The organism is Yersinia massiliensis, from assembly GCF_003048255.1.
GTDB classification, from domain to species: domain Bacteria; phylum Pseudomonadota; class Gammaproteobacteria; order Enterobacterales; family Enterobacteriaceae; genus Yersinia; species Yersinia massiliensis_A.
Map to the genome: position 1 here is coordinate 1,578,962 of NZ_CP028487.1, position 24,227 is coordinate 1,603,188.

Here is a 24,227-nt window from a genome sequence, read left to right on the forward strand (position 1 = left end):
AATAATAATTGTTCTCAATAGAATTCGTATTCTCATAAGAAACACGTATGTATTAGCTTTCTCTTTAGTCGTTACGGGACAGGTATTCGCGCGAATAGCCGCGAATAGACTTGGGCAGTAAAATTAAGAGGGTTGAGTGTGGGCACGACAAATGAATATCCGGCGAGTCAGCATCTGCTAGCTGATCCTTTCGCCGGGAGTGACTCATGGTGGCAGCAGGTCGCGCAGTGGGGGACACCGCTGGTGGAACCTCTCGCGGCGGGCAATATAAAACTGACTTTCCTGTGGCGCGACCGGCAGGAAAAGGCGCACGACTCTGTTTACCGTCGAGTCTATATCGACGTCAATGGGCTGACAGATCACCACAGCCCGAATCCTGAAACTCTTCAGCGCTTGGGCCAAACAGATGTTTGGTATTGGCAGGCGGAAGTGGAATCTGATTTCCGTGCCAGCTATTGCTTTATTCCGGCCACCGCAGCGCAATGCTTAAATTTGCCCGAAGGTAGCGCACCAGAGCGGCGTCAGGCGCAGCGCAATTGGTGGATATCAATGTTGGATCTGGCAGAAAACGATCCATTAAATCTCACTGCGGCTCATTGCAGTTATCGTGGCATGCCGCTTTCTGCGGTGCATCTCGCCGATGCTTTGCCGCAAACGGCCTGGCAACAGGTTGATACGGGCCAAACACTGCCTACCGACTCAAAACGGCTACAACGCATCACTTGGAACAGCCAGCGATTAGGTAACAGCCGCAATGTGTGGATTTATCACACTGTGGGTGATGAAAGTCTTGGCAATGCCCGTTTTGATGCGGACGCGATAGCAGAAAGGCCGTTGGCTATTTTGCTCGATGGTCAGTATTGGGCGCAGGGGCAGACGGTATTTGGCGTGTTGGATAATGAAACGACCGCTGGCCGCTTACCCCCGAGTGTATATGTGTTGATCGATATTATTGATCAGCCCCATCGTTCGGAAGAATTGCCCTGCAATCAAGAATTTTGGCTCGCGCTGCAAACAGAATTACTGCCACAAGTTGCCTTGTTGCAACCCTTCACTGAAAAAGCCTCTCGCACCGTCGTTGCTGGGCAAAGCTATGGTGGTCTGGCTTCGCTATATGCCGGATTACATTGGCCTGCGCGTTTTGGCTGTGTATTAAGCCAATCCGGTTCTTTCTGGTGGCCAGACGTTGATAATTTCACCGCATTGTCGGCGGGGACGGCTGAACATCAGGGGTGGCTGACAGAGCAGGTTTACCAAGGTCTGGGAGCGGGTCATCCATTGGCTATTTTTATGGAAGCCGGCCGCCGTGAAGATGTGATTTATCAAGTCAATGAAACCATGAGTGACGCGCTGCGTCAGGCTGGGCATCGGTTGCACTATCGTATTTATTCCGGTGGTCACGATGCACTGTGTTGGCGTGGTGGATTGATTGATGGATTGCACTGTTTATTAGGTTCCACTCATTAAAAACAAGGACGTCATCGCCATGAGCAATGAAACACAAGTTAACCCCTTCGATAACGAAGAATTACCCTTCTTAGTGCTGATCAACGCGCAGCAGCAATACAGTTTGTGGCCACAAATTACGGCGATCCCAGCCGGGTGGACGAGTGTCTATGGCCCGCAAAGCAGGGCGGACTGTGTGAAATATCTTGAGGCCAATTGGACCGATATGCGTCCGGCCAGCTTGATTCGTGCAGAGGCTGCCCTGCGATAACGCAGGTCATCGGTGAACGGAATTATCGGAATATTGCGACCCTACCGGTTGCGATAAGTCGTTTGTTGCCCAAAAAAGGAATACCCATCGTGTCAGAGGATTCAACCCCCATTTTCGCAGATGCCGCTATTGTCGAGTTGCCACTGGTTGCCGCGCAACCCGGTATTTGGTTTGCCGATCAGCTCAGCCAGCAAAAGACCTTGTATACCGTGGCTCATTACATTGAACTGGCCGGTTCGTTGGACCGAATGTTATTTAGCCGCGCCGTCAGCCAAGGGTTGTCTGAGGCTGACACCCTGCATGCTCGCTTTTTCCACGGCGTTGATGGCCCGATGCAGCGTATTCCTCTCCAGTGTAAAGCAACTGACATCCCCAAGCTGGTTTGGCTCGATCTCAGTTCTCGTGCCGATGGTCGTCAGGCGGCACTGGCATTAATGCAAGATGATATTGATGCAGATTTACTGGCCGATGGCGACGAACCCCTTTATCGCCACTGGGTGATTCGTGTACCGGATGAACAAGGTAAACCGGTCTGGCTCTGGTATCAGCGTTATCATCATCTGGTAATCGATGGCTTTAGTTTCACCGCTATTACCCGCCGTATCGCTGATATATACACCGCTCTTCAGCAGGGTAAACCCATTGGCGAATCGCCCTTTACCCCTTTCAGTGATGTAGTCAGTGAATACTTAGCGTATGCCGGTTCTGAAACCGAGCAACGTGATAAGCAATTCTGGCTGCAACATACTGCGGATTTACCCGCCGCGATTTCTCTTTCAGCCATAAACTCGCCTATTCGGGCCGAACAAGCTGCGAGTCGCGTGTTGCGTCAGCGCATTGATATCGACTCAGCCTTGTTTAGCTGTTTGACACAACAGGGGGCAGAGCAACGTCTGACTGCCGCCGATATGGCGATGGCACTGCTGATGTCGTATTTTGCCCGAATGAGTGGTGAAAGGCGTCTATCGGTAGGATGTCCGTTTATGCGCCGCTTGGGATCGGCCGCTTTATCTGCCACTGGGCCGGTGGTGAATGTCCTCCCATTGCAGGTGAATTTACAACCTGAAATGAACCTGCTGGATGTTGCTCGGGCAGTGGCGAGCGAGTTGAAAAGGGTACGGAAATACCAGCGCTATGAAGCGGACCAATTACGGCGCGATCTGGGGATGGTCGGTTCCCAACGGTCACTTTATGGCCCCGTGCTGAATTTCAAACTGTTTGATTTTGCGCTGAATCTAGGGGAAATCACGGGCATCACTCACACGCTCGCCTCTGGCCCCGTAGATGATTTAGAAATTGACCTCTATCTCGAAAGCGGCGAGCTAACGCTGGAAATCTTGGCGAATGCGGAGCGTTATGATCACGCCAACCTCCAGGCACACGGTGAGCGGATATCGTATTTGCTGCAACAACTGGCGACTCAGGCCACCATGCCGATTGGCAACCTCATACTGACCCCCACGCAAGAATTGCAATCCATTGATAGCTGGGCGAAAGGCCCACAATTCAGTCTGCCTGCCGGCATCGTTTCAGTACTGGATATTTTCCAGCAACAAGTCAGCGCGCAGCCGGATGCCATTGCGGTGAGATGTGGCGATCAAAGCCTGACTTATCATCAGCTTTCTGCCCGTGTCGCCCAATTGGGGCGTGCGTTAATTGCCCGAGGTATTGGGGCCGAAGATGTGATTGCGATTGGTCTTCCCCGAACGGTGGATTCGCTAGTGGCAATTTTGGGGGTGTTATCCAGTGGTGCTGCCTATATGCCGCTGGATCTCGATTATCCGATGGACCGATTAGCGCTCATGTGTGAAGACGCCACTCCGCGTATCCTGTTGGCCCACCAATCGACAGAAAGTGTGTTATCTCCGTTGAATGCGATGGGTGAGATGCCGATAGTCTGTCTGGATGACGTTCACTTCCAGCGTGAATGTGCGGCTTATGCTATCCAACCCATCAGCAATATTGAACGTCGGCAGCCAATGCACGGCGACCATTTGGCTTACATGATTTACACCTCCGGCTCGACTGGGCGGCCCAAAGGAGTCATGAGCACCCATGGCGGTTTAGTGAACTTGTTGGTGGCGCATCGTACCTATCTGTATGGTCCGGCGATGGCTGCCTTCAAGCAACAAAATACGCGTCGAATGCGTGCTGGACACACCGCGTCATTTTCCTTTGATTCCTCTTGGGAACCACTGTTTTGGATGATGATGGGCTGTGAGATGGTGATTTTTGATGAAGAAATGCGCCGTGATGCTTATGCACTGGTGCAGTTGATGGATCAGGCCCCCATCGACACGATGGATATTACGCCGTCTTTCTTCACACAAATGATCGATAGCGGCTTATTGGAGCTTGGTCGCCATCGGCCTGCTTTCATTATGATTGGCGGCGAAGCGGCGACCCCGCGGTTATGGGATCTGTTAAAGCAGCATACTGAGCTCAATGTGGTTAACTTCTATGGTCCTTCGGAATACACCATTGATACCCTTGGCGCACATACCACTGTGTCGTTACAACCGGTGGTGGGCCGCCCGGTAGCTAACACCGAAGTTTATTTGTTGGATAGCCAACTGGCAAAAGTCCCAGTGGGCTCGGTCGGGGAGCTCTATATTGCTGGCCTAGGGCTGGCGCGTGGTTATCTGAATCGGCCTGATTTAACGGCAGCTCGTTTTGTCGCCAACCCATTCCGTTACGGCGAAGTGATGTACCGCAGTGGCGATTTGATGCGCTGGACAGCACAGGGGCAGTTAGATTTTGTTGGCCGAATTGATCATCAGATAAAAGTGCGTGGTTTCCGCGTCGAACTGGGTGAAGTAGAAAATGCATTGGTGGCTTTACCCGAAGTCAGCAGTGCCGTGGTGATTGCACAAGCCATCGGCGCGACACACCGGCTGATTGGTTACTGCTCAGTGCCTGATGCACAACTGCGTGACAGCGAAGATCTCAATGCGCGATTAATGCGTCAACTGGCGGCCACTTTACCGGATTATATGGTGCCCGCGCTGCTGATGGTGCTGGATGAAATGCCATTGACCGTGAATGGTAAAATTGATCGTCAGGCACTGCCCGCCCCACAACATCGGCAACAGTCATCCCGTCTTGAACAGTCAGCTTATCTTGAACAACTAACCCCGCAGGAAACGCTCCTGTGCACGAATATTGCCAGCTTGCTGCGTTTAGACTGCATCGGGGCAGAAGATGATTTCTTCCAACTGGGTGGCGACAGTATTTTAGCCATGGCTTTGGGGAGTGCTTTGCGCCGCGCGGGTTACCGCTTAACTCCGCGTGAAATTTTTGCTTTGCGTACGCCGGCTCGAATGGCGCAAGCATTACAGCCATTGATTGAGAAGGGGACAGAGCCAGCGCTAGCGATGCCAACAGCCCATATTTTACCGGAAAAACTGTGGCAAGCCGCCAGTGAAAAATATGGCCCGATAGCCGATATTTTACCGGTTTTACCGCTGCAACAGGGGTTGCTATTCCATGCTCAATTAGGGCAAGAAGCCAACAATTACAATGCCATTAGCCGCTTTGATCTTCAGGGTGAGCTCGATATCGAACGCTTGCGCGATGCACTGGAAAGCCTGCTACAACGCTATCCGCAATTGGGCGCTATTTTTGACAGTGAGCTCCACCCTGAATCTTTGCAAATCCTGCCGCAGATTCATGGCAATGCCCGTCGCTGGCCTTGGAGACAGCATGATCTCAGTGCACTGACACCGCATCAGCAAATGGCCGAAACCCAACGATTAGAGCGCGAAGGGCTGGCACGGGATCTGATGCGCGACACGGCGGGGACGCTGCAACCTTTGCTGGTGGCGACGTTGATCCGCTACAGCAGCGAGCGCCATTCCTTAGTAATCATTGCGCATCATTTGGTGGGTGATGGCTGGTCGTCGGCCATCTTGTTACATGACTTACTGCACCTGTATGGCAATAGTGAAAAATCGGGGAATAGTGAAACATATGACAAGAGTGCAAAACTGCCGCCGCTGAGCGTGAGTTATGGCGACCTCATTCGCCGCATGACAGCGCGGGACTTACGGCAAGACCGCTCGGTTTGGCAGCAGGCGTTGCAGGGGGCGACGCCGACAATTTTGTACCCTGAATCCAATGCCGCCGGTCCAGTGTCCGAGTGGGTGATTGAGCTGGACAGCAAACTGGAAAGCGCATTGACCGCCTTGCAGCGGCGTGAAGGCATCACGCTGAATACCTTATTGCAAGGTGTTTGGGCGACATTATTGGGGGTACTCAGTGGCCGTGATGATGTGGTCTTCGGCTCGCCGGTTTCGGGTCGTTTTAGTGAAATAGAAGGCATCGAGCAGCATGTTGGCTTGTTCAGTAATACCCTCCCTGTGCGGGTAAAATTGCAACCTCAATTGCCACTGTTAACGCAACTGGCAGCCTTGCAGCAACAGCAAATCCAGTTATTGGAGCATGATGGCCTTGGCTTGGGCGAGATCCAACGTCTGGCCGGCGCGAACACCTTATTTGATACTTTATTGGTGGTCGAGAATTATCCAGAAAACAACCAATTACATCAGCAATCTTTCAATGGTCTACGCTGTGATGCACTGAATAATCGCGGCTATACCCATTATCCACTGACGTTATTGGTGCTACCGGGTGAGAGGCTGCACCTGCAACTGGAATACCGTGATGCCGTCACCGATCCGCAACAAATAGCCCAGCGTTTGGTGATGTTGCTTGAGCACTTGGTTTGGCAGCCAGAGCTGCCTTTATCCGCACTGGATTTGCTGACCCATGGCGAAAAAGCTCTGATAGCGTCAGTCAATGACACCGCCATCGCCCTACCTAAACTGACGCTATGTGACTTGATGAACCAGCAGGCACAATCCACCCCGCAAGCGGTCGCGTTACTGGATATCGATGAAACACTGACTTACCAGCAGGTAAATCAACGGGTCAACGCACTGGCGGCTATTTTACGCCAACAAGGTGTGCAATCGGGGGATCGGGTCGCTGTGGCACTGCCACGTTCGGTCAATCTTAGTCTGGCTCTGATGGCTATTTTGGCGGCCGGTGCCGCTTATTTACCGTTGGATACCGGTTATCCTGCGGATCGTCTGGCTTATATGATAGGTGATGCCAAGCCACGGTTGATTATTACCGTCAGTTCATTGGCGGAACGTTTTATCGGTCAGGCACCCTTATTGCAGCTCGATCAGCAGGATTTGCTGGTGACAGCGACATTGCCTACCGTCCTGATCACGGTGGAAAGTCCGGCTTATCTCATCTATACCTCAGGTTCCACTGGCCGACCTAAAGGGGTGGTGATCTCGCACGGTGCCATCGTTAACCGCTTGTTGTGGATGCAAAATGAGTACCCATTGGGCGGTGATGATGTGGTATTACAAAAAACGCCGTGCAGTTTTGATGTTTCGGTGTGGGAGTTCTTCTGGCCGATGATCACCGGGGCTAGATTGGTCATGGCACCACCGGAGGCGCACCGTGATCCCGATGCATTACGCACCCTGATTGAAGATTATGGGGTGACCACCGCCCACTTTGTCCCCTCCATGCTGGCGGCTTTTGTCAGTGCTATGGCAGCGCAAGATAAGCCCTGCCAGAGCTTGCGCCGAGTATTCTGTAGTGGTGAGGCATTGTCACGCGAGCTCTCGGTTCTCTATCAGGCGATTTTTTCTGCGCCATTACATAACTTATATGGCCCGACTGAGGCGGCGGTTGATGTGACTTATCAGCCAGCCTATGGCGATGCGCTGGCGCAGGTGGCGGGCAACAGTGTGCCCATTGGTAAGCCGGTCTGGAATACTCAACTGCGAATTCTCGACAGTATGCTGCGCCAAGTCCCCGTTGGCGTGGCAGGCGATCTGTATCTGTGTGGCGTGCAATTGGCGCAAGGCTACTATGATCGTCCAGATCTCACGGCCAGCCGCTTTGTCGCTGATCCTTACGATCATGGCCAGCGAATGTATCTCACTGGCGATATTGCTCGCTGGCTGCCGGACGGTGCCGTCGAGTATCTGGGGCGCAGCGATTTTCAATTAAAGATCCGTGGACAGCGTATTGAATTGGGCGAGATAGAGTCTGCTTTGCTGGCGCTACCTCAAGTCCAGCAAGCCGTTGTTCATGCTCGCACCTTGGTCGGTGTCGAGGGAGCTTTGGCCGGTGCCGATAGCCGTCAATTAGTGGGCTATATCGTGCCGACTAACGGGGCTGAAAATACCGACATGGAACTCTTGCGCCAACAGCTCAGTGAACAGTTGCCCGCGCATATGGTGCCGGCAGTTATCGTCAGTCTGAAAGCATTTCCGCTTAGCGCCAATGGCAAACTGGATCGCAAAGCGTTACCCGCTCCCGTTAATCAAGCAGGTCATGGTGGACGTGCGCCACACGCCGGTCTGGAAAGTGTGATCGCGGGGTTATTTGCCAACTTGCTGGGGGTTGAGTCGGTCAATGCTGATGATGATTTCTTTGCGTTAGGGGGGCACTCTTTGCTGGCGATGAGACTGGCGGCTGATTTACGTCGCGAGTTGCAGCAACCGGTCGCGGTTGGGCAAGTGATGGTGGCCTCAACAGTAGCAACGTTGGCGGCAGCATTGAGCCAGCCATCATCAGAAATGTCAGCCGGAAAAGCGGGCTTCAGTGAAGTATTGCCGTTGCGAAGCGGCCACGGTCATCCGCTATTTTGTCTCCATCCGGCCTCGGGTTTTGCTTGGCAATTCAGCCTATTACCTCGTTATTTGCCGGGCAACTGGCCAGTGTTAGGGATCCAATCACCTCGCCCTGATGGGGCAATCGCCACCTGTCAGGATATGGATAGCCTCTGTGATCATCATCTGGCAACGTTACGTCAGGTCCAACCACAGGGGCCATATCATCTGATGGGCTATTCACTGGGCGGCACCGTGGCGCAGGCCATGGCGGTAAAATTGCGGGCACAGGGTGAGGAAGTCGCTTTCTTAGGGTTGTTGGATACCTATCCACCGGAAACTCAGGATTGGAATGCACCGATTGAGGCTGAAGCACTCGAAGAAGTCGAACGTGAGCGGGCATTATTTATGGCTGCGGCAGGTGACGAGCAAGAAGAGAAACGCGAGATGTTTGCGCAAATTCAAGCAAACTACGACGATGCGGTTGGTTTGCTGTCAGGGGCGAAAACGCCGGTTTATGAGGGTGAAACCACGTTGTTTGTTGCCACTCAGACCTTGCCTGACGGTGAATCGCCAGAGGAAATTTGGCGACCTTATGCGAAACAATTGCAAACTTACAGTTTGGATTGTTCCCATATCACGATGATGTCACCGGAGACATTAAAAGTGTTGGGGCCGATTTTGCAACGCGTGTTTAAGGGGATTCGATCGTTATCCTAGTAGTGGCAAGCGGTTGATGGTTGATGTTGGCTAGGTGAGGCGTAAAGACCTATCAGCCGAACGGTTCACTGAGCCAACGTTCAACCGAATCTATCGACTCTCTTAAGGCATGGCGGGTCATGGTGGCCCACATTAACGGATTAAATAAACATGGCAAAATCGCCTATTCTTCTAGATTTCAGCTTGTTAAAGAATAACGCCAACTTTCGCGCAGTATTTTTTGCTCGCCTGATTTCGATATTAGGGCTGGGAATGCTCACAGTCGCGGTACCGGTACAGATTCAACAGATGACGGGATCAACCTTACAAGTCGGATTGGCCGTCACCTTGGATGGGGCAGGGATGTTTATCGGCCTGCTACTGGGGGGCGTACTGGCAGACAGATTTGATCGGCGCACACTGATCTTATTTGCGCGTTTTACCTGTGGCTTAGGCTTTATTGGCTTAAGTTTCAATGCATTCTCCGCGACACCTTCCTTATGGGTACTGTATGTCTTAGCCGCGTGGGATGGGTTCTTCGGGGCGCTGGGGATGACAGCATTGATGGCGGCAACACCGTCATTGGTTGGGCGGGAGAATTTGGCTGCTGCTGGTGGCTTAAGCATGCTTACTGTCCGTTTTGGCTCGGTCATCTCTCCGGCGATCGGGGGCTTAGTCATAGTGTACGGCGGGTTAGGTTGGAACTACGGCATTGCTGCGGTGGGCACCATGCTCACCTTATTACCGCTGTTGCGTCTGCCAGCCATGAAACCGGCGATAAGCCAACATGAGCACCCGCTACGGGCGCTTGCCACTGGGATTTCATTCGTCTTTAGCCACAAAATTGTGGGGGCGGTGGTGTTGCTGGGGACGTTGGTCAGCATGATTGGCGCCATTCGTATTTTGTTTCCGGCGTTGGCGGAAAATACTTATCATGTCGGCGCCTCGCAGATTGGTTTGATGTATTCAATCGTGCCGCTGGGGGCGACCATCGGGGCGTTTACCAGTGGATGGGTCAGTCAGGTAAGGCGGCCTGGCGTGGTGCTGATGTACAGCTCGATTGCCGCTTTTTTAGCCATCGGGACACTCGGCTTAACCCATAATGTCTATTTGGCCCTACCGGGCTTGTTGATGTACGGCTATCTGGGGTCGATTAGCGGCTTGCTGCAATATACATTGGTACAAACTCATACACCGGATGCGTTATTGGGGCGGGTAAACAGTCTGTGGAATGTCCAGTTTGTCGCGGGTGAATCATTCGGGGCATTGGGGCTAGGGGTATTAGCAAAAGTGATGGCGCCGGCACTCAGCGCCCTGACATTTGGCGTGGCAGCCGCAGCACTGGGGAGCCTCATTGCGCTCTGTGGTGGGACACTGCGTGAGGCCACCATGGCGGGCGACCAGCGTGGTTCAGAAGAGGATGAGGCCGTCGTTGAGTAATTTGATGGCTTGCTTGCCAGATGCCGGTTAAGGCTGTGAAGATCAACTGGGTTGTGACACTTTATCAACCCAATTGATCACTCAGCCGAATATCCACCAAAACAACATTCGCCGCTAAGGCTTTGCCTTAAACATGCCCTCAATTCGGGTGAGCAAATTACTCGCACTGTAATAATCCAACCGAAAGGTATCGTACCCTGCGGCATAAACTCGATTGTGTTCAATCGCCGGAATATGGGCTAAAAATTGATTACTTTTCAATGCATCAATCGCCGGTTGGTCACCGGAAAAGAGCAAAATAGTCTCGCCATTCAAGCCTTCGGCTAACTTCTCCCCACCCAGTTGGATGATATCTTTACGATTCCCCATACTGGTGTTGCCCTTCACTGAATTCGGGATCTCTGCCAGCGTAAAGCCCAGCTCCTGCAATAATTTCCCCTGCGCTGAATTCTCTGTCCATAAGTTCGCGGTGCTACTGGCTGCCTGATAGACGAATGCCGAAATGGGTTGCGGCGGTAAAGTAATATTCTGTCTTACCTCATTGAGCCGATTGGAAAATTCATCAATCACCCGTTTAGCGTCGCTTTCGTGTCCTGTCGCTTGCCCTAATACAAGGGCTAATTCTTGCCAGCTCTTATCATCGTAATTAATCACTAGCGTTGGGGCGATGGCTGACAATTGCTCATATAACTTCAGCGCTGAATCACCGCCCGTGGCAGCAATGATAATTAAATCTGGACTCATGCCCGCAACGGCTTCGGCGTTGGGCTCGGTCTGGTACATCGGCATTAATTTTCGCGATTGCGCAACATCTGACCATTGTGTAAAGAATCCTTGATGATCAGCCACTGTCGTATCGGGTACGGTCACGCCTGTGGCGATCACCGGTGCATTGATCGCCAGCAAGGTGCCGGTCATGGTGATACTGGTAGAGACAATCCGTGTTGGCTGTTGTGTCAGTGTGACTGAGCCTTTAGCGGTTTCTACTGTACGCGACCATGTAGTTGGGCTTTCACTGGCTGCTGGAGGGGTAGACTTACCTGTTGTTTCTTCGGCAGGTTTGCAGCCTGATAAGCACAAAACAAGGCCCAAAATACCCAAGCCAGTTAAGAGTGAACACCCTGTTTTATGCTGATGACCAAGGGACATAACGACGTTTTCTCTTCTTGTGAGTAGGCGCTAAGTTAGCGGGTTTATATTAGCAATGGTTAATAATAATATTTTTACATTTATTGACAATGCGAATACTTAGTCGTAATTTACCATGCATTAAAGGAAATGATAGTCATTATTATTATCATTAGTATTTACATCGCAATGGAGGTCTTTGTGCGATACAGCAACTCTGACGAACATGGTAGCTCTGAAGAAATGCCCGTTAATTCGCCGTTTTCAACCATACCCTCAACTTTCTTATTCACCTCAGGACACCAGAGTATTAAAACTCGCGGTATCTTCGAGCGAATAAACCAAGCCGCGCAAAGTCGTATTGGAAGCAATGATTCACTGCAAAATGCGATAAAACGGGCTTTCCAACGTGCTCATAAAGCGGGTAAACAGCAGCCTATCGTGGTTGGCGCAATTCCGTTTGATGCGAGTCAAGCATCCTGCTTATTTGTGCCGGAGCAATATCAGGTTTGTGACCGACAAACGTTGGTCAATGCAGCAAAAATAGCAAATCGTAGTCCGGTCAGCGCTGGGTGCGTGCGTAGTCTGCCAGATGAAAACCAATTCAAACAATGCGTGACTGAAGCCATTTCTGCCTGTCAACGCGGAACCATTCATAAAGTTGTTCTGTCCCGTATTTTAGAAATTGAAACTGATACCCCAGTTGATAGTGACCAAGTCATGAATCATTTGCTGGTCCAAAACAGTCATGCCCATCACTTTAGGGTGCCTTTGTCCGATGGGGGAGTCCTACTCGGTGCTAGCCCTGAATTATTGGTGCGTAAGCATTTATCTCAGGTTTATACCAACCCATTGGCAGGGTCGGCAAAACGGCAGACGAATCAGCAGGACGATCTGGACATCAGCCAAGCACTGCTGAATTCAGAAAAAGATCAATATGAGCACCGCTTGGTTATTGATGAAATTCGCCGTTTGCTGACACCCCATTGCCGCAGCCTGAATATCCCCTCCCAACCTTCGCTGATTAGCACGGCGGCTTTATGGCACTTATCTTCTGCCATCAGTGGTGAACTGGAAGACCCGGCGATGTCGGTGCTGGAACTGGCTAACTTATTGCATCCGACACCGGCTTTGTGTGGCTTACCAACAGCAAAAGCTCGGCAATTGATTAACCACTTGGAGCCCTTTGATCGTGGCTTATTCAGTGGCATTGTCGGCTGGTGTGATGAGCAGGGTAATGGTGAATGGGCGGTCATTATCCGCTGCGCCACCTTGCATCCCACTCAAGTGCGATTATTTGCCGGTGCAGGCATTGTTGCCGCCTCACAACCAGCATTGGAATGGTTAGAAACCGAAGCCAAATTGGGCACCATGCTCAATGCGCTGGCAATTACCCCTTCAGGAGAGCAGCCATGAGCATCGAGTTCACTCGCTGGCCAGAGGAATTTGCACGTCGCTACCGCGAAAAAGGCTATTGGACCGATCAGCCGATGACAGAGATGTTATCTCGTCAGTGCCAGATTCGGCCCGAAGCCACAGCCATCATTTGTGGTGAGCGTCATATTAGCTATCTTCAGTTTGAGCAGGCCGCGCAACGACTCGCCATTTACCTGACTCAGCAGGGCTTGGGTTGCGGTGATACGGCATTGGTCCAACTCCCTAATTGCGCCGAATTCTATCTCGTCTATTTCGCGCTATTAAAAATCGGCGTAGCACCCGTTAATGCATTATTCAGCCATAATCGGCTGGAATTAAATGCCTATATTGAACAGATTCAACCACGTTTACTGATCGCCCACGCCGATCACAACCTGTTTGCTGATGGCCATTATTGCGCCCAATTGCAGCAAAAAGCGCCAATGTTGGACGTGGTGCTGGTGGCGGGAGAGACAGATTATGCGCCATTGTTGGAAGCGGTGCTCTATGGGACAGAGTTGGCGGGTGAGCTAGGCAATCAAGCCGTAGAATTTCATCCCTCAGCCGCCGACGAAGTCGCCTTTTTCCAACTGTCAGGTGGCAGCACCGGTATGCCAAAACTGATCCCCCGTACCCACAATGACTATTACTACAGTGTGCGTGCCAGTGCGGAAATCTGTCAGCTTGATGAACACACTCGCTACTTATGCGCCTTACCCGCGGCTCATAATTACCCGCTAAGTTCACCGGGGGCATTAGGCGTCTTTTACGCTGGCGGCTGCGTCGTGCTCGCGCCCGATCCCAGTGCCATGAGCTGTTTCCCACTCATTAAGCGCCATCAGATCACATTGACTTCCTTAGTTCCTCCCGCCGTAGCCCTATGGTTACAAGCCGCGGAGCATTTTGCTGATGACCTGACCAGTTTGCAGGTATTACAAGTCGGTGGCGCGAAACTCAGTGAATCTCTGGCGCGACGTATACCGCAGGTATTGGGCTGTCAATTGCAGCAGGTATTGGGTATGGCGGAAGGACTGGTGAATTACACCCGCTTTGATGACAGTGACCACTTGGTGTTTACCACTCAAGGGCGACCCATCAGCGAAGACGATGAAATCAAGCTGGTTGATAGTGAAGGGGTTCCCGTCGCGCAGGGGGAAGTTGGTGCGTTGGTGACCCGTGGCCCTTATACCTTCCGCGGCTATTACCGCAGCCCGACGCATAATGCCAATACCTTTGATCATGAAGGTTTTTACCATTCCGGTGATTTGGTCCAGATGACCGAAGAGGGTTATTTACGCGTCGTTGGGCGGGAAAAAGATCAGATTAATCGTGGCGGGGAAAAGATCGCCGCAGAAGAGATTGAAAACCTGCTGGTGGCTCATGACAACATTATTCATGCGGCGTTGGTTTCAATGCCCGACGAGATGATGGGGGAGAAAAGCTGCGCCTTTATTGTGAGCAATGACGCCAGTTTGCGGCCAGTCACTTTACGTAAATATCTGCGTGAGCAAGGGGTGGCTGACTTCAAATTACCCGATCGTTTTGAAATGGTGACCCATTTACCGGTTACGCCAGTCGGCAAAATAGATAAAAAGCGGTTACGTCAGGATATACAAGACCGCCTCAGTACGCTTAGCAAATAAGGATTTTATCATGGCTATCCCTGTTCTTTCTGCTTACGACCTGCCCAAACCTGGGCAATTTCCAGCAAATAAAGTGAATTGGCAGTTTAACCCAGCGCGTGCGGTGTTGCTGATCCATGATATGCAGGATTATTTCGTCAGTTTTTATGGTGAAGATAACCCCTTGATACAGCAGGTTATCGCCAATATCGCCGCCCTACGACATTACTGCAAACAGCAGGGCGTACCGGTTATCTACACCGCCCAACCTAATCATCAAAGTGCAGAAGATAGAGCACTGCTTAATGATATGTGGGGCGCAGGTTTAAATAATCATCCAGCCAAACAGCGGGTGGTATCAGAACTGACACCGGATGCGGAAGATGAAGTCTTGGTCAAATGGCGATACAGCGCATTTTACCGTTCGCCTTTACGCCAAATCATGACGGATAAGGGCCGCGATCAATTGGTTATCTGCGGTATTTATGGGCACATCGGGTGTTTGACCACCGCAACAGATGCTTTTATGCAAGACATTCAGCCATTTATGGTTGCTGATGCTATTGCCGATTTCTCGTTGGATGAGCATTTGATGGCACTTAAGTATGTGGCAACCCGAAGTGGACGCGTCATTTTTACCGAGGAAATGGTGGTGAACGGAAGTGCCGCAAATTTCAGCAAAGATGAGCTTAAACAGCAATTATTGACACTGGTTGATGAAAGTGCCGAAGATTTCGATGAGAACGAAAATCTGATCAATTATGGCCTGAGCTCGGTGCATATCATGACACTGGCAACCCAGTGGCGTCAGCAAGGCATTGAGCTGAACTTTGTCGATTTAGCGAAGAATCCCAGCCTCAATAATTGGTGGAAGCTGTTGGAGCAACAGCTCGCCAATCAGACCGACAATTCGGCTTTGGCAGGAGCAGAATAATGGCAACTATGCAGATGGATTTTACCGGTAAACGAGTTTGGGTCACCGGTGCTGGGCAGGGAATTGGCTATCAGGTTGCCTGTCAATTTGCCGCCATGGGGGCCGACGTCGTGGGTCTGGATAAGGCATTTTCAACTGATAATGCCTCGACTGCGCGAGACTATCCCTTCGCGACCGAATTACTCGATATTAGCCATCCACAGCAAGTGGAAGGGGTGTGTCAGCGCCTATTGTGCCAAGTTCCGCGTATTGATGTTTTGGTGAACGGTGCAGGCATTTTGCGCATGGCAGAGACGGAGTCACTCAGTCTGGAAGAATGGAAACAATGCTTTGATGTGAATGTTTCCGGCGCGTTTTACCTTTTGCGTCAATTGATCCCACAATTTAAACAGCAGCGTTTTGGTGCTGTGGTCACCATTAGCTCCAATGCGGCCCATGTGCCGCGGATGCAAATGTCGGCTTATTGTGCCTCTAAAGCCGCATTAACCAGCTTTAGTCATTGTGTTGGATTGGAGTTGGCGCCCTACGGCGTGCGCTGCAATCTGGTCTCACCGGGTTCTACTGATACCCCGATGCAACGCAGTATGTGGCACAGTGACGATGCGCAGCAGCAAACCATTGCCGGTTTTCCGCAACAATATAAGTTGGGAATTCCACTGGGGAAAATTGCGACGCCAACAGAAATAGCCAACACCGTGGCATTTCTGGCCTCCGATTTAGCCAGCCATATTACGCTGCAAGATATTGTCGTGGATGGCGGGGCAACGCTGTCGGCTTGATGCCGTATTGCCCGCCTGAATATGGTTTCCGCTTAAGCTATTTTCCGCCTAAACATCCCATACGCCACACTTCCCGTTGTGGCGGTAATCACCAACAGCGGCCATAAACTGTGCCAAATAATATCGAAGCTCGCATCCTTGAGATAAATCTGTTTGGTGATATCCGTAAAGTGACGAATAGGGTTGATCCAAGTGATATTTTGCAACCAGACCGGCATGTTCTCGACCGGCGAAACATAACCGGATAGCAAAATCGCGGGCATCATAAACACAAATACCCCGATAAACGCCTGTTGTTGCGTAGAGCATAATGACGAAATCAACAGCCCAAAACCCACTAGCGACAAACCATAGAGCAGCATGGTGAAGTAAAACAGGGCTAACGACCCAGCAAACGGAATCTGATAGAAAAAGATACCGATAAACAACACGATACTGGCTTGGAAGGTGGCTACAATCAACGCCGGAACCGCTTTGCCAATAAAAATCTGCCAAGTGGTCAGCGGGGAAACCAGCAGTTGCTCCAATGTGCCTTGCTCACGCTCCCGCGCCACGGAAAGTGAGGTCACAATCAATACACCAATGGTCGTAATCATCGCAATCAATGATGGCACCACAAACCATTTATAGTCCAAATTGGGGTTATACCAATTTCGAATGACTAACTCGCTGTTATTGGGCTTAACTTGGCCTTGGGTTAGCTCTAATTGGTAATTTTGCACAATTTGCTGAATGTAGTTCGCAGCAATCTGGGCGCTGTTAGAGTTGCGCCCATCCAGCACTAACTGTAGCTGAGTAGTTTTACCGTTAGCCAAATCGGCACTGAATTGTTCTGGAAAACGGATCAGCAGCAGCGCTTTCTGGTTATCAATCACCGGCTGGATCTCATGAGGACTATGCAGCAGTAGCACATGAGAAAACGCTTCTGCTTTCGCAAAACGCTGGGTGAGCTCAACAGAGGCTTTGCCGCTGTCTTCGCTGTATATGGCGATAGTGGCGTTCGTCACTTCTAAGGTCGCGGCAAAGGGGAATAAAATCACCTGCAAAATGACGGGCATGATTAATATCGCACGGGTTTGCGGTTCGCGGAGTAGCGACTGCAACTCTTTAATAATCAATGTGTAGAGGCGATGAAACATAGTTTACTTCCTTGGGTTAATCTCATCGGAGTCAATCTAATCTGCGCTGTGTTTTCCATGCCGTGAGGCCGATAAATACCGCGGCGGAAGCCACCAGGAACAACAGATTAACCACTAATACGGTGCCAATATTCCCTGCGAGGAACAGCGTTTGTAAGCTGCTGACAAAGTAGCGGGCAGGAATGATATAGGTCACGGCACGGACAACGGCGGGCATGCTGTCAATTTGGAATATGAAGCCCGAGAGCATTACCGCAGGTAAAAATGCAGCGTTTAGTGCCACCATGGCGGCATTGAATTGATTTCGCGTGATGGTCGAAATTAATAGCCCCATCCCCAGCGTGCTGGCTAAGAAGAGGCTGGTCATGATGAACAGTATCCACAGCGATCCGCGATAGGGTACGCCCAGAACAAACACCGCCACCACCATACAGAGTGTCATGGCCACCATGCCGAGGACGTAATAAGGAATCAGCTTCGAGAGCAACAACTCACTGCGTGTCACCTGCGTCGACAGCAAGGCCTCCATGGTGCCGCGCTCCCATTCACGGGCGATGACCAGCGACGTTAGAATGGCACCAATCACCGTCATAATAATGGTTATCGCGCCGGGAATAATAAAGTGCCGGCTGATGGCGGCGGGGTTAAACCAATAGCGCACCTGCACTTCAATCAGCGGGTCATTTTTTTGCCCCAGATTTTGTGCCTGTTGCTGTTGCCAGATTTGCCAGACGCCTTGTGCGTAACCTTGCACAAAGTTGGCGGTATTCGGCTCACTGCCATCCGTAATCACCTGAATGGGCGCTTTGCTTTCTGGTCGAGCAAGTTGTTCGGCGAAATCATTCGGAATAACGATTAAGCCACGAATTTTACCCGCTTGCATGGCTTGAATTAGCGCCTGACGATCATCACTGATTTGCGGCATGATATAGGGCGAACTGGCAAACGCGTTCGCCAAATCTTGCGCCGGTTTACTCTGTTGCTCCATCAGAATACCAACATGTAGCTTGCTGGAGTCCAGATTGATGCCGTAGCCAAAAATAAACAGCAACAACAAGGGGATGACGAAGGCTATCAAGCCGCTACTGGGGTCACGCAGAATCTGCCGCGTCTCTTTACGGCACAAAGCCCGTAGGCGACGCCAAGAAAAACCGGTGTCCTGATAAGTTTCTTCCTCATTTACTGGCGTAGGATGTGCTGGCATAGCATGTGGCTCGGTCATGACTGTTGCCCCTTATCATGTTGCTGATCATAGCGCTGAACTAACCCGATAAAGGCTTCTTCCATGGAGGGGTTGAGCATTTCATCGGTGGCGACTTGCTGTTTGAGTTCATCCGGTGTGCCAGCAGCAATAATCTTGCCACGATAAACCAAGCCGATACGGTCGCAGTATTCGGCTTCATCCATAAAGTGTGTGGTCACCATTACTGTGACGCCTTTATCGACCATGCCATTGATATGTAGCCAGAATTCACGGCGGGTTAGCGGGTCAACGCCAGAGGTTGGCTCATCAAGAAATAAAATATCGGGTTCATGCATCAAAGCACAGGCCAGTGCTAGCCGCTGTTTAAAACCGAGTGGCAATGCGTCTGGTGTCTGCTTGAGGATCGGCGTGAAATTAAATGCTGAGGTCATATCGGCGATTTTGTCACGCTGCGTTTTACCCCGCAGGCCATAAACACCCGAGAAAAACTTCAGGTTTTGTTCAACGGTCAAATTGCCATACAGCGAGAATTTCTGCGCCATATAGCCTAAATGCTGCCTCGCTTTGCCGGAGCTGGTTTTCAGATCCATCCCCAATACCAATGCATTACCGGAGCTGGGGACTAACAAGCCGCACATCATTTTAAAGGTGGTGGATTTACCGGCCCCATTTGGCCCCAGTAGGCCAAATATCTCGCCGCGTTTTACTTGGAAATTGACGTGGTCGGTGGCGGCAAAATCACCAAATTTTTTCGTTAACTCTTGCGCCTCAATCACCGTATCTTCATGGCTACCGGCAACTTTAGGCATGATTTTCGCCAATGCGGATTCACTGGCAGGGCCGCCACCCAACAAATCAATAAACGCATCTTCAAAGCGTGGTTCCGCTTCGATGATTTCTGCATTGGGTTGATTGAGCAGGGGTAATATTTGGCTGTGGTCGACATCCTGTTTCAGGATGAGACGCACATATTTGCCCTGAATAACCCCGTCACTGACCTGCGGCAATGTTAGAGCATGCTGTAACAGCTTGCGGTGAGCGCCACTTTGGGCGGCAACCAAAATCGTGCGTCCACTCATGCGCTGGGTGAGGTCTTGCGGTGCGCCGCTGTACAGCAACTTGCCTTCATTCAGTAGCAACACTTCACGGCATTGCTCGGCTTCATCAAGATAGGATGTGCTCCACAAAATGAGCATGCCATCGTTCGCCAACTCATGCACCATGCGCCATAACTCGCGGCGTGAGATAGGGTCAACCCCGACTCCGGGCTCATCAAGTAATAACACTTTGGGTTGGCCGACCAAGGTACAAGCCAAGCCCAGTTTTTGTTTCATCCCGCCAGACAGTTTTCCTGCTAAGCGTTCGGTAAAGCGGGTCAAATCGGTAAACGTCAGCAGGCGCTCAAAGGTCTGGCGGCGCTCTTCACCGATGACGCCACGCAGATCGGCATACAGCGTCAGATTCTCCATCACCGTCAGATCTTCATATAAACCAAACTTTTGTGGCATGTATCCGAGGATGGAATGAAGCTGGCGATCGTTTTCCAGCGGATCAAGACCGACGACCTCCATTTTGCCTTGGCTAGGTTTGAGTAACCCAGCTAACATCCGTAGCAACGTGGTTTTACCAGCGCCATCCGGCCCCACTAAGCCGGTCACGGCACCACTGCGGATCTCGGTCGTCAGGCTGGCGACAGCAGGGTGATCCAGTTCAGGGAAGCGTTTCTCAACGCCATCCAGAGTAATGAGATGCTGGATTCCATTCATAACGTTGGCCGCCTTAAGGTTGGGCAAAACGAACGGTAACCGGCATACCTTGTCGCAGTGATTCATCAGCATCTGTGATGATGATTCTCAAGCGATAAACTAAATCGGTCCGCAAGTCCGGCGTCTCAACACTCTTAGGCGTAAATTCGGCGGTCGGTGACACAAAACCAATTTTGCCGTGATAAGGCTTGTTGGGCCGGCCATCGGTGAAAACTTCAACTTGTGTACCCGGGATGGCTTTATCTAAATTGCGCTCACTGACATAAGCCCGTACCCAAACCGGATCAGTCAATGAAAGGGTAAAGACGGTATTGCTGGCGGATAAGATGGTGCCCGGTTCCACGGCGCGAGTGAGCACCGTTCCACTTGAGGGCGAAAGGAGCGTCGCGTCTTGCAGATTAAGCTGGGCTTGGGCGAGTTCTGCTTCCGCTTGGGCCAAATTTGCCTCCGCCTGTGCGATTTCTTGCGGACGGTTACCACTTAAATATTGCGCGAGCTTATCTTTGGATGCTTGCAGATTGGCCTGTGCTTGATTACGCGCTGTGCGAGCATTTTCCAGTTCGTTAGCCGAGGTGGCCTTGCTGGCCCATAATCCTTGCTGCCGTTTGAGGAAGCTATCGGCATAACTAAATGCGGCTTCACGTTGGGAAACTTCTGATTTGACCTGTGCTATCTCTTCATCGCGGTATCCCGCTTTCAGTAGTGCGAGCTGTGCTTGCGCGCTTTGCACATTGGCCTGCGCCTGCTTGAGGGCATTGATATAAGGGCCATCATCCAGTTTACCGAGCAGTTGCCCCGGCTTGATATCATCCCCTTCATCGACCGCTAATGATGCCAAGCGTCCACCGACTCGGAAGCCTAGATTGACCGTGCGGATATCCACATTACCGTATAGCGTCAATGTCGAGTCGTGCTGCTGCCGGTAATAACTCCATCCATAACCTATCGCCGCCAACAGCGCGACAATAACGACGGCCACTACAATCTTTTTGCGATTCATAATGCTCCCTATCTGTTACTGGTATGTATCACCACAGTCATGATCTTTATGGAGATGGCTCGTATTTCGTCTTTCTAATTTCTTATTTCATATCTCATGCTGAAACTTGGCGCGTAGCCCGTAGAGAAGCAGATCAATATGCTCAACCAGCACTTCATTGATCATTTCACTTTCGGCCTGACCAATGTCTAGCCAACCGGCTTGACGGCGAATCGTCTCGCGCCCCATTCGAAAAGCCAGAACCTCGCCAATCAATGCGTGGGTATGAAGAATCGTTTTCGTCGCACTGGCATCCGCACCAATAAATGCGGCCAATAGTACATTCAATTTTTGATGCAAAGGTGCGATCGCTTGGGCGTGAATCAGCGGATAGGCATCGGTGGGCGAAAGCTGCTCACGCGCCATGATTTTGCTCATGTTTAAGGTTTCTGGCTGGGTCATCAAATGACTGAATTCCAGTAATCCACGGCGAATGTAGTGCAACTGTTGTTCAGCCGTTTGGGCATGAAGAGGTTGCTGGAGGAAATGGTTAATTTCTTGCGCCAAGGGTGAAAACGCTTGCTGGATAAAGTCAGCTATTTGCTGAGCAACCGCCAGATACAAACCTTCTTTGGAGTTGAAATAGTAGGTAATGGCTGCAATATTTTGCCCCGCGCGCTGCGCAATATCTCGGGTGGTTGCGCCTTTCAGCCCCAATTCCCCGAAGAGTTCGGTCGCTGCCTGAATCAGTTGCTGACGCGCAAGTTCACCTCGGCTAGTGACCGAGGCTGATGTAGTTGAGCTATGAGATGTGGAATGGGGCATGAGCTTCCTATTCGGTCAACAGGGTTTGCATTAACTTCATTTATGCCGATTTTAATAGATAGCTAAATAATAAATCAATCGTATGATTAACTTTAGGCGTCCGCAGTGGATCTGTAAAGTGATGGGACAAATAAGGCCTATTTTTGTGAGCTGGGTTGGATGACAGAAGAGAAATTAATCAATTTTTTTCATGTTTTTCGCCATAAAAAATCGAATAGAAACGTAAAAATCCCTTTTCTTGCTAAACATCTGTTATAATCCGCCGCAATGGTGCACTGCAGTTTGTGCCAATCCTCGTGGTAATGCCTCAATTCATGCCTCGTCTGATAATCTTCCCTTGAAACTGCACCTGACGATATCGTTGGGATTGGGAAGGTCTGGAGCTTCTCGTAATATGTCATTTGATTCTCTCGGCTTAAATGCCGATATCCTGCGCGCTGTTGAAGAGCAGGGCTACCTTGTGCCGACACCGATTCAAAGTCAGGCAATCCCTGTTGTATTGGCAGGCCGTGATTTAATGGCTAGCGCACAAACTGGTACGGGCAAAACGGCCGGTTTCACCTTGCCGCTGTTGCAGTTGCTTAGCCAGAACCAAGCGCCGATTAAAGGCCGCCGTCCAGTCCGCGCGTTGATTCTAACGCCGACCCGTGAACTGGCTGCGCAGATTGATGAAAACGTACAGAGTTACAGTAAATATTTGAAGTTGCGTTCGCTGGTGGTATTTGGTGGCGTTAGCATCAATCCACAGATGATGAAATTACGCGGTGGCGTCGATATTTTGGTCGCGACCCCAGGCCGTTTACTGGATCTGGAACATCAGAACGCAGTCGACCTCTCCAAGATTGAGATTTTGGTGTTGGACGAAGCTGACCGCATGCTGGATATGGGCTTTATTCACGATATCCGCCGCGTATTGGCAAAACTACCGGCTAAACGCCAGAACCTGCTGTTCTCCGCGACGTTCTCGGATGAGATTAAAGGTTTGGCCAGCAAGCTGTTGCATAATCCGGCATCGGTTGAAGTGGCTCGTCGCAATACCGCTTCCGAGCAAATCGCCCAAAGCGTTCATTTTGTAGATAAAAATCGCAAGCGCGAGTTGTTGTCTCAGATGATCGGCGAAGGTGATTGGCAGCAAGTGTTAGTGTTTACCCGCACTAAACACGGTGCGAACCATTTGGCTGAACAGCTAAATAAAGACGGTATTACCGCGGCTGCTATTCACGGTAACAAGAGTCAGGGCGCGCGTACTCGTGCATTGGCTGATTTTAAAGACGGTAAAATTCGCGTATTGGTGGCGACGGATATCGCGGCTCGTGGCCTAGATATCGATCAGTTGCCGCATGTGGTTAACTATGAGTTGCCAAATGTGCCTGAAGATTACGTCCACCGTATTGGCCGTACTGGCCGTGCAGAACGCACAGGTGAAGCGATTTCACTGGTTTGCGTTGATGAGCATAAACTGCTGCGTGATATTGAGCGTTTGTTGAAGCGTGAAATTCCGCGTATTGCGTTGGAAGGTTATGAACCAGATCCAAGCATTAAAGCGGATCCGATTCAAAATGGTCGCCAAGGCCGTGGTGCGCAACGTCCAGGTATGGGTCGTGGCAGCAATGCAGGGCGCTCACAAAATGGCGGTGGTGCAGCAGGTCGTGGCGATAGCCGTAACAGCCGCCCACGTAGCCAAGCTGATGGTCAGCGTCGCCCAGCCGGTCCGTCTTCTCGCGGGCGCAGCCGTAATCCAGGCGAATAAGCTGTAAAAGCTATTTGCTAATGAAACCGAGATAGCTGACAACGTGCTGATGGTGGAGAGAACAAGCAGATCGTAAAGACGCCGTAAATCATCCCTGATGGCTCGAGCCGCGCCATCCTTGGCGCGGACGCTTTACTCTTCTGCCTGTCCTCACCGTTCTAGATCGAGTCATCGGTGTTTGTCAGCAGTCT

General features: G+C 51.1%; 15 protein-coding genes. 9 read left to right on the forward strand and 6 right to left on the reverse strand.

Translation table 11 applies throughout. The annotated features are described in order from the left end of the window. Nucleotides 1–138: 138 nt before the first annotated feature. The 4 genes from fes to entS all read left to right on the forward strand — a co-directional run bounded on the left by fes (nt 139) and on the right by entS (nt 10,494). Nucleotides 139–1,467, forward strand: coding sequence for an enterochelin esterase (gene fes / locus DA391_RS07265; RefSeq protein WP_050286155.1), 1,329 nt, complete (start codon nt 139–141; stop codon nt 1,465–1,467). Nucleotides 1,468–1,486: 19 nt separating this feature from the next. Further along, the gene (locus tag DA391_RS07270; protein ID WP_050079998.1) at nt 1,487–1,717 is read left to right on the forward strand and encodes an MbtH family protein; all 231 of its coding nucleotides are present in this window, start codon (nt 1,487–1,489) and stop codon (nt 1,715–1,717) included. Nucleotides 1,718–1,806: 89 nt separating this feature from the next. Next, a complete protein-coding gene (locus DA391_RS07275) occupies nt 1,807–9,075 on the forward strand; it encodes a non-ribosomal peptide synthetase (RefSeq protein WP_108087496.1) in 7,269 nt (2,422 codons plus the stop codon). Between the two features lie 150 nt (nt 9,076–9,225). Further along, the gene (entS, locus tag DA391_RS07280; protein WP_049606606.1) at nt 9,226–10,494 is read left to right on the forward strand and encodes an enterobactin transporter EntS; all 1,269 of its coding nucleotides are present in this window, start codon (nt 9,226–9,228) and stop codon (nt 10,492–10,494) included. A 114-nt stretch (nt 10,495–10,608) separates the two neighbouring features. Here the strand turns inward: entS and fepB are convergent, their stop codons facing one another. Beyond that, on the reverse strand, nt 10,609–11,643 hold the full coding sequence (fepB, locus tag DA391_RS07285) for a Fe2+-enterobactin ABC transporter substrate-binding protein (protein ID WP_167398165.1): 1,035 nt from the start codon (nt 11,641–11,643) through the stop codon (nt 10,609–10,611). A 222-nt stretch (nt 11,644–11,865) separates the two neighbouring features. On the opposite strand from fepB, the gene DA391_RS07290 reads away from it, so the two are divergent. Genes DA391_RS07290 through dhbA form a run of 4 tightly spaced genes read left to right on the forward strand, consistent with a single transcriptional unit; the run spans nt 11,866 to nt 16,373 of the window. Beyond that, on the forward strand, nt 11,866–13,038 hold the full coding sequence (locus tag DA391_RS07290; RefSeq protein WP_108088254.1) for an isochorismate synthase: 1,173 nt from the start codon (nt 11,866–11,868) through the stop codon (nt 13,036–13,038). Beyond that, nucleotides 13,035–14,681: a (2,3-dihydroxybenzoyl)adenylate synthase gene (locus tag DA391_RS07295; protein WP_108087497.1), complete on the forward strand. Its 1,647-nt coding sequence runs from the start codon at nt 13,035–13,037 to the stop codon at nt 14,679–14,681. Before DA391_RS07290 ends, DA391_RS07295 begins: the two co-directional genes overlap by 4 nt. A 10-nt stretch (nt 14,682–14,691) precedes the next feature. Next, the gene (locus DA391_RS07300; RefSeq protein ID WP_050079993.1) at nt 14,692–15,594 is read left to right on the forward strand and encodes an isochorismatase family protein; all 903 of its coding nucleotides are present in this window, start codon (nt 14,692–14,694) and stop codon (nt 15,592–15,594) included. After that, a complete protein-coding gene (gene dhbA / locus DA391_RS07305) occupies nt 15,594–16,373 on the forward strand; it encodes a 2,3-dihydro-2,3-dihydroxybenzoate dehydrogenase (RefSeq protein WP_240624795.1) in 780 nt (259 codons plus the stop codon). Before DA391_RS07300 ends, dhbA begins: the two co-directional genes overlap by 1 nt. A 32-nt stretch (nt 16,374–16,405) precedes the next feature. Here the strand turns inward: dhbA and DA391_RS07310 are convergent, their stop codons facing one another. The 5 genes from DA391_RS07310 to cecR all read right to left on the reverse strand — a co-directional run bounded on the left by DA391_RS07310 (nt 16,406) and on the right by cecR (nt 22,286). Next, on the reverse strand, nt 16,406–17,512 hold the full coding sequence (locus DA391_RS07310; protein WP_049606601.1) for an ABC transporter permease: 1,107 nt from the start codon (nt 17,510–17,512) through the stop codon (nt 16,406–16,408). A gap of 31 nt (nt 17,513–17,543) precedes the next feature. Further along, complete coding sequence (locus DA391_RS07315; RefSeq protein ID WP_409574504.1) at nt 17,544–18,716, reverse strand: ABC transporter permease; 1,173 nt, start codon at nt 18,714–18,716, stop codon at nt 17,544–17,546. 14 nt (nt 18,717–18,730) lie between these two features. Continuing rightward, nucleotides 18,731–20,482, reverse strand: a complete 1,752-nt coding sequence (locus DA391_RS07320) for an ATP-binding cassette domain-containing protein (RefSeq protein ID WP_050286149.1) — start codon at nt 20,480–20,482, stop codon at nt 18,731–18,733. A gap of 13 nt (nt 20,483–20,495) precedes the next feature. Beyond that, nucleotides 20,496–21,482 carry a secretion protein HlyD gene (hlyD, locus tag DA391_RS07325; protein WP_019210648.1) on the reverse strand — a complete coding sequence of 329 codons (987 nt, stop codon included), beginning with the start codon at nt 21,480–21,482 and terminating at the stop codon, nt 20,496–20,498. Between the two features lie 87 nt (nt 21,483–21,569). Next, nucleotides 21,570–22,286, reverse strand: a complete 717-nt coding sequence (cecR, locus tag DA391_RS07330; protein WP_108087498.1) for a transcriptional regulator CecR — start codon at nt 22,284–22,286, stop codon at nt 21,570–21,572. Between the two features lie 394 nt (nt 22,287–22,680). Here cecR and rhlE point away from each other — a divergent pair, with 394 nt between their 5' ends. Further along, on the forward strand, nt 22,681–24,036 hold the full coding sequence (gene rhlE, locus DA391_RS07335) for an ATP-dependent RNA helicase RhlE (RefSeq protein ID WP_019210646.1): 1,356 nt from the start codon (nt 22,681–22,683) through the stop codon (nt 24,034–24,036). The last annotated feature ends 191 nt before the right edge of the window (nt 24,037–24,227 follow it).